Origin of the sequence: Citrobacter sp. S39, assembly GCF_009495675.1 — a bacterium.
Lineage (GTDB): Bacteria > Pseudomonadota > Gammaproteobacteria > Enterobacterales > Enterobacteriaceae > Citrobacter > Citrobacter freundii.
This window is the reverse complement of sequence record NZ_CP045555.1, coordinates 2,345,666-2,360,071: the sequence shown is the minus strand read 5'-3', so window position 1 is coordinate 2,360,071 and position 14,406 is coordinate 2,345,666. Positions and strand designations below refer to the sequence as shown.

At 52.7% G+C, this 14,406-nt stretch carries 13 protein-coding genes; 5 read left to right on the top strand and 8 right to left on the bottom strand.

Annotation, left to right across the window (positions count from 1 at the left end):
• Positions 1-102: 102 nt before the first annotated feature.
• From iadA to GFB57_RS11075, 4 genes are all read right to left on the bottom strand, one after another.
• The gene (gene iadA, locus GFB57_RS11090) at positions 103-1,266 is read right to left on the bottom strand and encodes a beta-aspartyl-peptidase (protein WP_003037949.1); all 1,164 of its coding nucleotides are present in this window, start codon (positions 1,264-1,266) and stop codon (positions 103-105) included.
• 11 nt (positions 1,267-1,277) lie between these two features.
• The gene (locus GFB57_RS11085; protein WP_003037948.1) at positions 1,278-1,739 is read right to left on the bottom strand and encodes a YjiG family protein; all 462 of its coding nucleotides are present in this window, start codon (positions 1,737-1,739) and stop codon (positions 1,278-1,280) included.
• A gap of 1 nt (position 1,740) precedes the next feature.
• On the bottom strand, positions 1,741-2,400 hold the full coding sequence (locus tag GFB57_RS11080) for a nucleoside recognition domain-containing protein (RefSeq protein ID WP_003037944.1): 660 nt from the start codon (positions 2,398-2,400) through the stop codon (positions 1,741-1,743).
• Positions 2,401-2,566: 166 nt separating this feature from the next.
• Positions 2,567-3,631, bottom strand: coding sequence for an AI-2E family transporter (locus GFB57_RS11075; protein ID WP_003037941.1), 1,065 nt, complete (start codon positions 3,629-3,631; stop codon positions 2,567-2,569).
• Between the two features lie 226 nt (positions 3,632-3,857).
• On the opposite strand from GFB57_RS11075, the gene bepA reads away from it, so the two are divergent.
• Positions 3,858-5,321 (top strand): beta-barrel assembly-enhancing protease, encoded by a 1,464-nt coding sequence (gene bepA / locus GFB57_RS11070; RefSeq protein WP_003037939.1) that lies wholly within the window; start codon positions 3,858-3,860, stop codon positions 5,319-5,321.
• Positions 5,322-5,333: 12 nt separating this feature from the next.
• Positions 5,334-5,693 carry an arsenate reductase (glutaredoxin) gene (gene arsC / locus GFB57_RS11065; RefSeq protein ID WP_003037937.1) on the top strand — a complete coding sequence of 120 codons (360 nt, stop codon included), beginning with the start codon at positions 5,334-5,336 and terminating at the stop codon, positions 5,691-5,693.
• Positions 5,694-5,726: 33 nt separating this feature from the next.
• Here arsC and GFB57_RS11060 read toward each other — a convergent pair whose 3' ends face one another.
• The 4 genes from GFB57_RS11060 to GFB57_RS11045 form a co-directional block, all read right to left on the bottom strand.
• Positions 5,727-6,428, bottom strand: a complete 702-nt coding sequence (locus tag GFB57_RS11060) for a DnaA inactivator Hda (protein ID WP_211924219.1) — start codon at positions 6,426-6,428, stop codon at positions 5,727-5,729.
• A gap of 95 nt (positions 6,429-6,523) precedes the next feature.
• Positions 6,524-7,813, bottom strand: coding sequence for a uracil permease (gene uraA / locus GFB57_RS11055; protein ID WP_003037932.1), 1,290 nt, complete (start codon positions 7,811-7,813; stop codon positions 6,524-6,526).
• A gap of 96 nt (positions 7,814-7,909) precedes the next feature.
• Positions 7,910-8,536 carry a uracil phosphoribosyltransferase gene (gene upp, locus GFB57_RS11050; RefSeq protein WP_003037929.1) on the bottom strand — a complete coding sequence of 209 codons (627 nt, stop codon included), beginning with the start codon at positions 8,534-8,536 and terminating at the stop codon, positions 7,910-7,912.
• A gap of 183 nt (positions 8,537-8,719) precedes the next feature.
• On the bottom strand, positions 8,720-10,150 hold the full coding sequence (locus GFB57_RS11045) for a 6-phospho-beta-glucosidase (RefSeq protein ID WP_003037925.1): 1,431 nt from the start codon (positions 10,148-10,150) through the stop codon (positions 8,720-8,722).
• A 295-nt stretch (positions 10,151-10,445) separates the two neighbouring features.
• On the opposite strand from GFB57_RS11045, the gene purM reads away from it, so the two are divergent.
• From purM to ppk1, 3 genes are all read left to right on the top strand, one after another.
• The gene (purM, locus tag GFB57_RS11040; protein ID WP_003037922.1) at positions 10,446-11,483 is read left to right on the top strand and encodes a phosphoribosylformylglycinamidine cyclo-ligase; all 1,038 of its coding nucleotides are present in this window, start codon (positions 10,446-10,448) and stop codon (positions 11,481-11,483) included.
• Positions 11,480-12,121: a phosphoribosylglycinamide formyltransferase gene (purN, locus tag GFB57_RS11035; protein ID WP_003037920.1), complete on the top strand. Its 642-nt coding sequence runs from the start codon at positions 11,480-11,482 to the stop codon at positions 12,119-12,121. Before purM ends, purN begins: the two co-directional genes overlap by 4 nt.
• Positions 12,122-12,335: 214 nt before the next feature.
• Positions 12,336-14,402, top strand: a complete 2,067-nt coding sequence (gene ppk1 / locus GFB57_RS11030) for a polyphosphate kinase 1 (RefSeq protein WP_003037917.1) — start codon at positions 12,336-12,338, stop codon at positions 14,400-14,402.
• Positions 14,403-14,406 lie beyond the last annotated feature (4 nt).

Below are 14,406 nucleotides of genomic sequence, written 5' to 3'. Positions count from 1 at the left end.
CAGCTTATTAATATTGCGAAACTTGTAGGCCGGGTGAGGCGTAGCCGCCACCCGGCATAAACGTGAATCTGTACTTTTTCAGGCTGACATCCGCATAAACGTTTATTCAAACGTCCCTTTTACGCAGGCCTTCTTCTCTCTGACCACGGTTTTTCCCTTCGCCCAAAGGTGATTAACCTCCAACGCATCGTTAAGCACCAGAATGTCCGCATCGCATCCCACCGCCAGGCGCCCCTTATGTTCGAGCCCTAAAAATTCTGCGACCGTACGCGTCAGCGGACAGAGCGCCTGTTCCAGCGGTATGGCATGAACTTTCACCAACTGGCGCACCGTTTCAGCCAGTGATTCAAACCCCGCGACACCGATACCGATGAGATTACCTAACTCATCAAATTCCGGCTGGCTGCCGTTGCCATCCGAGCTAAGGGTAATGCGCGACAGTGGCACGTTCTGCCGCAGCGCCGTGGCGATAGCCGTGGCGGGGTCGACGGGCTCATCAATGCTGCTGGTAATGTCGATATAACCACCTTTACGAGCATACTCCAGCGCCGCCTGGAACAACGGTTCCGCACGGTTAACGTGTGTCGGCAACAGTTTAGTAATCGGCACATCGCAGCAGTTGAGGATCTGGTACAACGGTTCCAGCATGCGCGGGCTATCGCCCATATGGAATACACTGATCCCCGGTTTGCGTCCTAACAATCCACCGACGCGTGACTGCGCTGCCATGTTTGCCAGCACCGAGGTATCTGGGGCTGAGGAACGATGGTCCGAAATCGCACATTTTACGCCAATGATTTTATCGATCAGCGCCACGTCACGATCGATGCTGCCGGTGATCGTCGGGGAAGGCAGAGAATACGCCCCAGTAAGCATCCATGCACTGATGCCTTCAAACTCCAGCGCGCGGGTTTTTGCCAGCAGCGATTCCGGGTGACGGGTAATACCATCGGTACCCAGCAAACCGACTACCGAAGTTACACCAGCTTCAACCAGGCGTGACAAGCGTACTTCCGGCGTGCGGGTATGCGGCCCTGCTTCCCCGCCGCCGCCAATCAGATGGACGTGTTGATCGATAAATCCTGGGCACACAATCGCGCCGTCAAGATTGATACACTCGCAACCGGGAAAGTCTTCAGGAGAAATTGACGGGGCGATGGCAACAATTTTACTGCCGGAGACCAGTATATCCTGTCGCCCTAAATCTTCCGGTGCGTACACGTGTCCCTGCTGGAACAACGTCAAATTAAGAATTGAACAGTTCATAACCTTCCTTGTCAGGCAATTACCTGCATAACCCAAATAGAGAGCAGCGCATTAATGACGCATACCGCAATAATCAGCGGGTAGTAACGGGGATGGACCCCCGCAGTTCCCAGGCAGCGTCCCACATTTTGCACCGGATTGCCCATCAGGTAGATTGCCGGTAGCAATACAGTCGCATCATGTCCCGAAAGCGTACCAGCAACAACCAGACTCGCACAAACGCCGACGCCGCCTCCCATACTCATCACCGCCGCCAGCAGCACGGTGGCAGATTCCCCTGGTAGCCCCCACAACGCCATCACCGGTTCGCACACCCGCCCGACAATCTCGAGCAATCCCGTCACCTTCAGCGCCTGAATAATCACAAACGCCATCACCACGTTAGGTAACAGGCTGGTTGTAGCAATTGTAAACCCGCGCCGCGCGCCATCGATAAACATATCCATGACGTTTTTACGTACCTGCGTTGTCATCTCAGACCTCCTGCTGCAGACGGCGATTTTCCAGCTGCGCAATCCACAAACGCAGCAGGTTCGCTCCCACAAATTTGAAGACAAGGATCACCGCCAGCGGCGTAATCACCGGAACGGTAACCACCGTAAACAGCGCAGCGCCAGAGGAAAAATAGTTGGTAATACACGCGCTGCCGCTAGTTTGCCAGCAGGCAAAAATGGCTCGCTCCTGTTCAGTAATAATGCCCTCTTCCGCCATCTCTTTGGTCATCCCGGCCGCGGCATCGGTATTTTGCAAATTCGCAATTAGCGCCAGCGAACAAACTCCCGGAATACCGAGTAACGGGCGCAGGACCGGCGTCATCAGCTGTTGTGCCGCACGTAACCCCCCCAATCCTTCGGTGACGGAAATAATCCCGAGTGAAAGAATGACGGAAGGTGCCAGCTCAAGCGCGAATAAGAAGCCGTCTTTGGCTCCCATCCCTCCAGAGCCGCGAAAAGAGACCGCCGTATCGCCTGTGGCATTAATCTGCCCAAACGCGCCGTTGAGGACGGTGAAGTCAAAGACCCGCCACCATTCGGTACTTTTCGCAAACATGCCGGAAAAAAGGATAATCGTAATAAAAAAAGCGAGATAACCGCCCCATCCCACCTTTTGCTGCGTGTGTGTGTTGTGACCCATTTTGTTCTCCTGTTGGTCTTATTCCTTGCGTGACAGAAAGACATCACGCAGGTCAAGTTAAAGACAAATGCGGAGAAAAACGACAGCAGAAGAGATTATTCAGAAAGTGTGGATAGAGGTCAGACAAGTTCGGATCCGGCGACATGATATCGCCGGATCTTGCAGATTAGGGTTCGTCAACGACCTGACCATCCGGCCAGGCGTGCATTACCGCTTTGATTAACGTCGCCAGAGGGATCGCAAAGAATACGCCCCAGAATCCCCACAGACCGCCGAAAATCACCACGGAGAGAATAATCACCAGTGGATGCAGATTGACCGCCTCGGAGAACAGCACGGGAACCAACAGATTGCCGTCCAGCGCCTGGATAATCAGGTACACGGCAAAACAGCTCCAGAACTCGGTGCCAAGCCCGAACTGAAACAGCGCCACGCCAACTACCGGAATCGTCACCACAAAAGCGCCGATATACGGGATCAGCACAGAGAACCCTACCAGCACCGCCAGCAGCAGCGAATAGTTGAGACCAAACAGCAGGAAGCCGAGCCAGGTCGCCACGCCGACCACCACCATTTCCAGCACCTTTCCGCGGATATAGTTGGTGATTTGCTGGTTCATCTCTTTCCACACCTGCCCCGCCAGCCCACGATTACGCGGCAGCACCCGGCGCACGGCGTTCAGCATCTGTCCTTTATCTTTGATCAGGAAGAACACCATCAATGGGACGAGAACCAGATAGACCGCCAGGGTCAGCAATCCAACCAGTGAGGCTAACGAATATTTCACCACCGAATCGCCCATGGTGAGCATTCGCGAGCGCATATTTTCCGCCATCGCATCAATGATGCCCGCATCCATCAGCGCCGGATAACGCCGCGGCAAGGTGGCAGCAAAATCAGACAATTTATTAAGCATGCCAGGCATGTCGCGGATCAGATAGATCCCCTGCTGCCATGCAACGGGCATCACCACAAACGCCATCAGCAGCAAAATACCGACAAACACCACCAGCACAATCGATGTCGCCCAACGCCGTGAACACCCAATATGTTCCAGCCGCACAGTCGGCCATTCAAGCAGGTACGCCAGCACTATGGCGACCAGTAGCGGCGCCAGAAGACCGCTAAAAAAGAACAGGATGCCAAAACCGGCAACCAGAATAATCAGCAGGGCGATGGCTTCGGGGTCGCTAAAGCGGCGACGATACCATTGCATCAACATTTCGAGCATAAAACCCTTCCATGAACCCAATAGCGGGATTGCGATCCCGAATTGTATCGAAATGTCACAAAAAAGACTTCGCTTTTTATGGCTGATTACGCAAAGTGAAAAGACATTTTTCCTGGGTGTTCATCGTCAGGTTTCGCAGTTACACTCCGTAAGCTTGCGGAGTGTGAACGATACTTCACAGCATTGGTCAAATGGCTATCTCAAAAAAGAATACAGGACAGAGGTTATGTTCAGGCAGTTGAAAAAAAACCTGGTTGCTACCCTCATTGCCGCACTGACTATCGGTCAGGTTGCGCCCGCATTTGCTGATACTGCGGACACCCTGCCTGATATGGGAACGTCGGCAGGCAGTACGCTTTCCATAGGACAGGAAATGCAGATGGGCGATTATTACGTACGCCAACTGCGCGGCAGTGCGCCATTAATTAATGATCCATTGCTCACCCAATACATTAATGCGCTGGGGATGCGTCTGGTCTCGCACGCCGACTCGGTAAAAACACCCTTCACATTCTTTTTGATTAACAACGATGAAATCAACGCCTTTGCTTTCTTTGGCGGCAACGTTGTCTTGCACTCCGCACTGTTCCGCTATTCCGACAACGAAAGCCAGTTAGCATCGGTCATGGCGCACGAAATCTCCCACGTCACTCAGCGCCACCTGGCGCGTGCAATGGAAGATCAGAAACGCAGTGCGCCGCTAACGTGGGTAGGTGCGCTAGGTTCAATTTTATTAGCGATGGCTAGCCCGCAAGCGGGTATGGCGGCGCTGACCGGTACGCTGGCGGGAACGCGTCAGGGGATGATTAGCTTTACGCAACAAAACGAACAGGAAGCAGATCGCATCGGTATTCAGGTGCTACAACGCTCGGGATTCGATCCCCAGGCCATGCCGACGTTCCTCGAAAAACTGCTCGATCAGGCCCGTTACTCTTCGCGTCCGCCGGAAATTTTGCTGACTCACCCCCTGCCTGAAAGCCGCCTGTCGGATGCCCGTAACCGCGCCAACCAGATGCGTCCGGTGGTCGTCCAGTCGTCAGAAGATTTTTATCTGGCTAAGGCACGAACCTTGGGCATGTACAACTCTGGTCGTAACCAGTTGACCGATGACCTGCTGAGTAACTGGTCGAAAGGCAACGTACGTGAGCAACGTGCGGCGCAATATGGTCGGGCATTGCAGGCGATGGAAGCCAGCAAATATGACGAGGCGCGTAAAGCGCTGCAACCGCTGCTGGCAGCAGACGCGAACAATGCCTGGTATCTCGACCTGGCAACGGATATCGATCTCGGCCAGAAGAAAACCAGTGATGCCATTAACCGCCTGAAAAACGCCCGCGACCTGCGCACTAACCCGGTACTGCAGCTCAACCTGGCGAATGCGTATCTACAGGGCGGACAAGCTAAAGAGGCGGCAACCATCCTGAATCGCTATACGTTTAACCATAAGGACGACCCTAACGGCTGGGATCTGTTAGCGCAAACGGAAGCCAACCTGAACAACCGCGATCAGGAGCTGGCGGCGCGGGCGGAGGGGTATGCCCTCGCTGGACGTCTGGATCAGGCGATTTCGATGCTCAGCAGCGCAAGCTCTCAGGTGAAATTGGGTAGCCAGCAACAGGCCAGATACGATGCTCGTATCGACCAGCTACGCCAGCTGCAAGAGCGCTTTAAACCGTACACCAAGATGTAACAGGAAAGAAAAATGTCAGACGCGATTAAAATCTACCATAACCCACGCTGCTCCAAGAGCCGTGAAACGCTGGAATTACTGAAGTCCAATGGCGTGGACCCGGAAGTGGTGCTGTATCTGGAAACCCCGGCTGACGCCGCGACCCTGCGTGAACTTCTGCAGATGCTGGGTATGTCCAGCGCGCGTGAGCTGATGCGCCAGAAAGAGGATCTCTATAAATCGCTTAACCTGGCGGACAAAAATCTGAGTGAAGATGCGCTGATTCAGGCAATGGTGGAAAACCCAAAACTGATGGAGCGCCCGATCGTAGTTGCCAAAGGTCAGGCTCGAATTGGACGCCCGCCGGAGCAGGTACTGGAAATCGTCGGTTAACCGAAACCTGCCGCAGTCATTTGGCTGCGGCGCTTACAGCTTCAGAATTTCTTTTACGAACGGAATGGTCAGCTTACGCTGGGCGGTGATCGATGCGTGATCAAGCTGATCCAACGTCATAAACAGCGTACGCATTTCCCGATCCAGACGCTTAAGCAGAAAGCGGCCCACATCTTCCGGCAGTTCAAATCCGCGAAGTCTGGCGCGTAATTGCAACGCCTGCAGCTTATCTTCATCGGAAAGTGGTTGCAGCTTGTAGATTTGCCCCCAGTCCAGACGCGAAGCGAGATCCGGCAATCCCAGATTCAGCTGTCTTGGTGGACGATCGCCGGTGATCAGCAGGCGTGTTTTCCCCGACTCCAGGATACGGTTGTAGAGATCAAAGATCGCCATTTCCCACAGCGAATCACCGGCCACACATTCGATGTTGTCGATGCATACCAGCGATAAATGCTCCATCCCGTCGAGCACCTCGGGGACGAACCAGGTGCGTTTGTCGAGCGGCACGTAGCCTACCGCATCGCCGCGCGCGGACAGTTCCGCACAGGCAGCATGCAGCAAATGACTACGGCCTGCGCCTTCACGCGACCAAAGATAAATATACCCGCTATGTTCCTGACGCAGCACGTTTTGCAGTGCAGCCAGTAAAGAGGAGTTATCCCCCGGCCAGAAACTTGCGAAAGTTTCGTCGTCAGGAAGATAAAGTGGCAAAGAGAGCTGTGCCGGTGTGTTCAGAGATACCTCAACCCAGGATTTCATAAAATCGCGTTGAGTTTAACACAGAAATGCGTCGCGATAGAACCGGGCAGCATCGCCACCCGGTCAAAGGTTTACTGTTGCTCAGTGTCGGCATCTTTGGCGTCGAGCACCACTTCTTCTGGACGCAGCAGGCTGATAACTTTGAAAATCAGGCTCAGACAGACACCCACAATGGTCGCCAGCGCCATGCCTTTCAGCTCAGCAGCACCGATGTGAACTTTCGCGCCGCTGACGCCGATGATCAAAATGACCGAGGTCAGGATCAGGTTCTGTGCTTTGTTGTAGTCAACTTTTGACTCGATCAGCACGCGAATACCGGAAGCGCCAATCACGCCGTATAACAGCAGAGATACACCGCCCATGACCGGCAGCGGAATGATTTGGATCGCCGCAGCCAGTTTACCCACGCAGGAGAGCAGAATGGCGAAAATCGCCGCACCGCCAATAACCCAGGTACTGTAAACGCGGGTAATCGCCATGACGCCGATGTTCTCGCCGTACGTGGTGTTCGGCGTAGAACCGAAGAAGCCGGAGATCACCGTCGACAGGCCGTTAGCAAACATAGAACGATGCAGGCCAGGATCGCGAATCAAATCTTTTTTCACGATATTCGCCGTTACCACCAGGTGGCCGACGTGTTCAGCAATAACCACCAGCGCCGCAGGCAGAATAGTCAGAATAGCGACCCATTCAAAGCGCGGTGTGTAGAACGTCGGCAGAGCAAACCAGTGAGCCTGCGCTATCGGCGTGGTGTCCACGACCCCCATCACGAAGGAGAGCGCGTACCCGGCCAGCACCCCAATCAAAATCGGGATAATCGCCATAAAGCCACGGAACAGCACGGAACCAAATACCGTCACCGCCAGCGTCACCATTGAGATGATGATGGTTGTTGAGTCTGGCGCTTGTCCTTCCGCAGGCAGCAATCCCGCCATACCCGCAGCGACCCCCGCCAACTCCAGACCGATAACGGCAACGATTGCGCCCATCGCCGCAGGCGGGAACATTACATCCAGCCAGCCAGTACCGGCTTTCTTAACGATGAACGAAACCAGGCAGAACAGGATGCCACACATAATGAAACCGCCCAGCGCCACTTCATACCCTAGCGGCAGCAGCAGCAGAACTGGGGAAATGAACGCAAAGCTTGAACCGAGGTAAGCCGGAATTTTACCTTTACAAATAAAGAGATACAGTAAAGTACCAATACCGTTAAACAGCAGAACGGTAGCTGGGTTGATATGAAACAGGACTGGCACCAGTACCGTTGCGCCAAACATGGCGAACAGGTGCTGTAAACTAAGCGGGATTGTCTGTAAAAGCGGCGGTCTTTCACTCACCCCGATAGCACGGCGCGTCATAGTGTTTTCCTCTGAGTGTTGTTTGTTATTAGCGATTGGGTTGTTTTATTCAAAAAAAAGCCGACTCTTAAAGTCGGCTTCTTTTCACTTATTCGTTTACTTGGTACCAAAAATCTTATCGCCGGCATCGCCGAGCCCCGGAATAATGTATCCGTGCTCGTTCAGTCCCTGATCGATGGAGGCAGTGTACAGCTCAACATCCGGGTGCGCTTTTTCCAGCGCCGCGATACCTTCCGGCGCTGCAACCAGCACCAGGACTTTAATGCTGCTGCAGCCTGCTTTTTTCAGCAGGTCGATGGTAGCGATAACGGAACCGCCGGTTGCCAGCATCGGGTCAACGATCAGCGCCATACGCTCATCAATGTTAGAAACCAGCTTCTGGAAGTACGGAACCGGCTCCAGCGTCTCTTCATTACGGTACATACCGACCACGCTGATACGCGCGCTCGGAACGTTTTCCAGAACGCCTTCCATCATGCCCAGGCCCGCACGCAGGATTGGCACAACGGTGATTTTTTTACCTTTGATTTGGTCAACTTCAACCGGGCCGTTCCAGCCTTCGATGGTCACCTTTTCGGTTTCCAGACCGGCGGTTGCTTCATAAGTCAGCAGGCTGCCAACTTCCGAGGCGAGTTCACGAAAGCGTTTAGTGCTGATGTCGTTTTCACGCATCAGTCCCAGCTTGTGTTTGACGAGTGGGTGTTTGACTTCCACGATCTTCATACTCTTCTCCTTTCCTCAGACGAGTGGCAACCACAAAAAAAATCGCCGGATTATACCGCTTTTCGTCTCTGGCGCAACACTGCATACGCTTGATATGGATCAACCAAAATCGTTTGCGTCTGGATGATGAGTATAAAACAACCCCCACAATAAGTGCGGGGGTTGTTATCAATGCTATGAATTTTATAGATTTTCAGCATTACTCTGGATGACGTTTTGATACCATGAAAAAGATTTCTTCGGCGAGCGTGCTAATGTCCCACTCCCGTCATTATTTTTATCAACATAGATAAAGCCGTAGCGTTTTTTCATCTCCCCCGTCCCGGCCGAGACTAAATCAATACAGCCCCACGGGGTATAACCCATCAGATCCACGCCATCTTCCACCACCGCTTTTTTCATTTCGCGGATATGCGCGGCCATATAGTCAATACGATAGGAATCATCCACCGAGCCATCGGCCTGCTGCACGTCAATCGCCCCAAAGCCGTTTTCAACAATAAACAGCGGCAACTGATAATGATCCCAGAACCAGTTCAGCGAATAGCGCAGACCGACGGGATCAATCTGCCAGCCCCAGTCCGACTTCTGCACGTACGGGTTAGAAACCAGGCTTTTCGACTCGTCGTAATCCAGTTGTGGGTTGTCCGCCGTTGCCTGGGTCGCGAAAGACATATAATAGCTAAAGCCGATGTAATCAACGCAGCCCTCGGTCAGCGCCTGACGGTCTTCCTCGGTGATATCCAGTTCAAAGCCACGACGGGTAAAGTAATTGAGAAGATGCTGCGGGTATTTGCCGCGCACATGGACGTCAGTAAACCAGTAACGCCGGTGCATAGCATTCATCGCCATCATCATGTCGTTCGGCGCACAGGTCAGCGGATAAATTGGGCACATCGCAATCATGCAGCCAATTTGCAGCGCCGGGTTAATTTCACGCGCGAGCTTCACCGCCAGCGCGCTTGCCACCAGCTCGTAGTGCGCCGCCTGGTACATGACCGGCTCGCGGTCTTCACCAGGCAGATATTTCAGGCCAGAGTTAGTAAAGGGCGCGAAGTCTTCGTGATAATTTGCCTGATTGTTAATCTCATTAAACGTCATCCAGTACTTCACTTTGTGCTGGTAACGAGTGAAAACCACCCGGGCAAAACGGACAAAAAAGTCGATAAGCTTACGGTTGCGCCAGCCGCCGTACTCCGTCACCAGATGGTAGGGCATCTCGAAGTGCGACAACGTAATCACCGGTTCAATGCCATATCTCAGACATTCGTCGAACAGATCATCATAGAACTGCAGGCCAGCTTCATTGGGTTGCGCTTCGTCACCTAAAGGGAAAATCCGCGTCCAGGCAATAGAAGTGCGAAAACATTTAAACCCCATTTCGGCAAACAGCTTGATGTCGTCTTTATAGCGATGATAAAAATCGATGGCATCGTGGTTAGGGTAGTTTTTACCGGCAATCACACCGTCAGTAATTTCACGCGCCACGCCATGCGCCCCCGCCGTCATGACATCGGCAACGCTAATTCCTTTACCGCCCTCCTGCCAGCCACCTTCCAGTTGATGAGCGGCGACAGCGCCACCCCACATGAAATCTGCTTTAAATCCTGACATCCCCTTCCCCTATCGTGATGACTCTGCGCAAAACGCTCCAAATGAGGCCCGCAACAGAAAACAGAAACCGGTTTCAGTACGATACTGTGCATTCGGCTGGCAGGTTTCAAGCACAAGGCTATACCCGGTTTCATTTTCGTGGCGCAGTTCAAACAAATAGATAAATGATTGTAAAATGCTGAAAAAACCAGCAGATAAAACTTGATGCAGAGCAGGCTCGCAAACGTTTGCTTTCCCTGTTAGAATTGCGCCGAATTTAACTTTTACTGCAAGTAAACATGTGGGGAAGCAGGCAGTGACCGATAAAACCTCTCTTAGCTACAAAGATGCCGGTGTTGATATTGATGCAGGTAATGCTCTGGTTGATCGAATCAAAGGCGTAGTAAAGAAAACGCGTCGTCCGGAAGTTATGGGTGGTCTGGGTGGCTTCGGTGCGCTGTGCGCATTGCCGCAAAAATATCGTGAACCGGTACTGGTTTCCGGCACTGATGGCGTTGGTACAAAACTGCGTCTGGCGATGGATCTGAAACGCCACGACACTATCGGCATTGACCTCGTCGCAATGTGCGTCAACGACCTCGTGGTTCAGGGCGCTGAGCCGCTGTTCTTCCTCGACTACTATGCAACCGGCAAACTGGATGTGGACACCGCAGCCAGCGTCATTAACGGGATTGCCGAAGGCTGCCTGCAGTCTGGCTGTGCGCTGGTCGGTGGGGAAACAGCTGAAATGCCGGGGATGTACCACGGCGAAGATTACGACGTGGCAGGTTTCTGTGTTGGCGTCGTCGAGAAATCAGAGATTATCGACGGTTCTAAAGTGGCTGACGGCGACGTACTGATTGCGCTCGGCTCCAGCGGTCCACACTCTAACGGTTACTCTCTGGTGCGTAAAATCGTTGAAGTCAGCGGTTGTGACCCGGAAACCACCGAGCTTGAAGGCAAGTCGCTGGCCGACCACTTGCTGGCTCCGACCCGCATTTACGTAAAATCCATTCTGGAACTGATCGAGAAGGTTGATGTGCACGCCATTGCCCACCTGACCGGCGGCGGCTTCTGGGAAAATATTCCACGCGTTCTGCCAGACAACACGCAGGTCGTGATCGACGAGTCTTCCTGGCAGTGGCCAGCCGTCTTCAACTGGCTGCAAACGGCGGGTAACGTCAGCCAGCATGAGATGTATCGCACCTTTAACTGCGGCGTAGGTATGGTTATCGCCCTGCCAGCTCCGGAAGTGGATAAAGCCCTGGCTTTGCTCAATGAGAAAGGTGAAAACGCATGGAAAATCGGTATCATCAAAGCTTCTGATTCCGAACAGCGTGTGGTCATTGAATGAAAAACATTGTGGTGCTCATTTCCGGTAACGGAAGCAATTTGCAGGCGATAATAGACGCCTGCGAACAGAAAAAAATCAATGGCACCATACGTGCAGTATTCAGTAACAAGGCCGATGCGTTCGGCCTTGAACGCGCACGCGAAGCGAATATTCCAGCGTACTCGCTGGAAGCCGCCCAGTTTGCCAGTCGCGAAGCCTTCGACCGCCAACTGATACAAGAAATTGACGCCTGGGCGCCGGATGTCGTGGTGCTGGCCGGTTATATGCGCATTCTCAGCCCGGCGTTTGTCGCGCACTATTCTGAACGATTGCTGAATATCCACCCGTCTTTATTGCCAAAGTATCCCGGCCTGCATACGCACCGCCAGGTACTGGAAAACGGCGATGAAGAGCATGGTACCTCAGTCCACTTCGTCACTGATGAACTGGACGGCGGACCGGTTATTCTTCAGGCCAAAGTTCCGGTATTTGAAGGCGACAGCGAAGATGATGTCACGGCACGGGTTCAGGCTCAGGAACATACCATTTACCCACTGGTGGTAAGCTGGTTTATTGATGGTCGCCTGAAGATGCGTGATAACGCTGCATGGCTGGATGGCGTTCGTCTGCCGCCGCAAGGCTACGCCGCCGACGAATAATAAAATTCAACCTGTAAGCCGCATGTCACCATCCGGCTTACAGGCATAACTACCTTTTCCGGTTAATACCACCGGTATTCATCTACGCTCCCCCTTTCTCTTTGCTATCAGACGGTTTATTGTCATATTTTTCTGGCACAGTTGGACATCTGAGAGCAATGCTCGCCATAATAAATCGGTAGTGTCCCGTGAATGAAACGGAGTAAAAGTGGTAATGGGTCAGGAAAAGCTATACATCGAGAAAGAACTCAGTTGGTTAGCGTTCAACGAACGCGTACTCCAGGAAGCTGCTGATAAGTCAAACCCGTTGATCGAACGGATGCGTTTCTTAGGCATCTATTCCAATAACCTCGACGAGTTTTATAAGGTTCGTTTTGCCGAACTGAAGCGCCGAATCATTATTAGCGAAGAACAGGGTTCAAACTCTCACTCCCGCCATCTGTTAGGCAAAATCCAGGCCCGCGTATTAAAAGCCGATCAGGAATTTGACGGTCTGTACAACGAGTTGCTGCTGGAGATGGCGCGCAATCAGATTTTCTTAATCAACGAACGTCAGCTATCGGCCAATCAGCAGAGCTGGTTGCGTCATTACTTCAAGCAATATCTTCGCCAGCACATCACGCCGATCCTGATTAACCGCGAGACGGATTTAGTCCAGTTTTTGAAAGATGACTACACCTATCTGGCGGTAGAGATTATCCGCGGCGATACAATCCGCTACGCGCTGCTGGAAATCCCTTCCGACAAGGTTCCCCGTTTTGTGAATTTGCCGCCGGAAACCCCGCGGCGTCGCAAACCGATGATCCTGCTGGACAACATCTTACGCTACTGCCTGGACGATATTTTCAAAGGGTTCTTTGATTACGACGCACTTAACGCCTATTCGATGAAAATGACCCGTGACGCCGAATACGATTTGGTGCACGAGATGGAATCGAGCCTGATGGAGCTGATGTCCTCCAGCCTGAAACAGCGTCTGACCGCAGAGCCTGTACGCTTTGTCTATCAGCGCGACATGCCCAATGCGTTGGTCGAGGTGCTACGTGAAAAACTGACGATTTCTCGCTACGACTCAATTGTTCCCGGCGGGCGTTACCATAACTTCAAAGACTTTATTAACTTCCCCAACGTTGGCAAAGCCAACCTGGTGAATAAACCGCTGCCGCGTCTGCGCCACATCTGGTTCGACAATGAGAAATTCCGTAACGGATTTGATGCAATCCGCGAGCGCGATGTGCTGCTATATTACCCGTATCACACCTTTGAGCACGTTCTTGAACTGTTGCGCCAGGCGTCTTTCGACCCGAGCGTGCTGGCGATAAAGATCAACATCTACCGTGTGGCAAAAGACTCGCGCATCATCGACGCGATGATCCATGCCGCGCATAACAGTAAAAAAGTCACCGTGGTAGTGGAATTGCAGGCGCGCTTTGATGAAGAAGCCAACATTCATTGGGCCAAGCGTCTGACCGAAGCGGGCGTTCACGTCATCTTCTCCGCGCCGGGTCTGAAAATTCACGCCAAACTGTTCCTTATCTCGCGTAAAGAAGGTGATGAAGTCGTGCGCTATGCGCATATCGGGACGGGCAACTTCAACGAAAAAACGGCGCGGCTGTACACCGACTACTCGTTGCTGACCGCTGATTCACGCATCACCAACGAAGTGCGTCGGGTGTTCAACTTCATCGAAAACCCGTATCGTCCGGTGACGTTCGATTATCTGCTGGTTTCTCCGCAGAACTCACGCCGTCTGCTGTACGCGATGATCGACAAAGAGATCGCCAATGCGCAGCAAGGCCAGCCTTCCGGTATCACGCTAAAACTGAACAACCTGGTCGATAAAGGCCTGGTTGATCGTCTCTATGCGGCCTCAAGCTCAGGCGTACCGGTTAATTTGTTGATTCGCGGAATGTGCTCACTGATTCCAAACCTGGAAGGCATTAGCGACAATATTCGTGTTATCAGCATCGTTGATCGCTATCTTGAACATGACCGGGTCTACATCTTCGAGAACGGGGGCGACAAGCAGGTGTATCTCTCCTCCGCAGACTGGATGACAAGAAACATCGATTATCGTATCGAAGTTGCTACACCGCTTCTTGACCCGCGCCTTAAGCAGCGCGTGCTGGATATTATCGATATCCTGTTCAGCGACACGGTGAAGGCCCGCTTCATCGATAAAGAACTCAGTAATCGCTACGTACCGCGCGGAAACCGCCGTAAGGTTCAGTCACAATTGGCGATTTACGACTACATCAAATCACTCGAGCAACCTGACTAAAGAT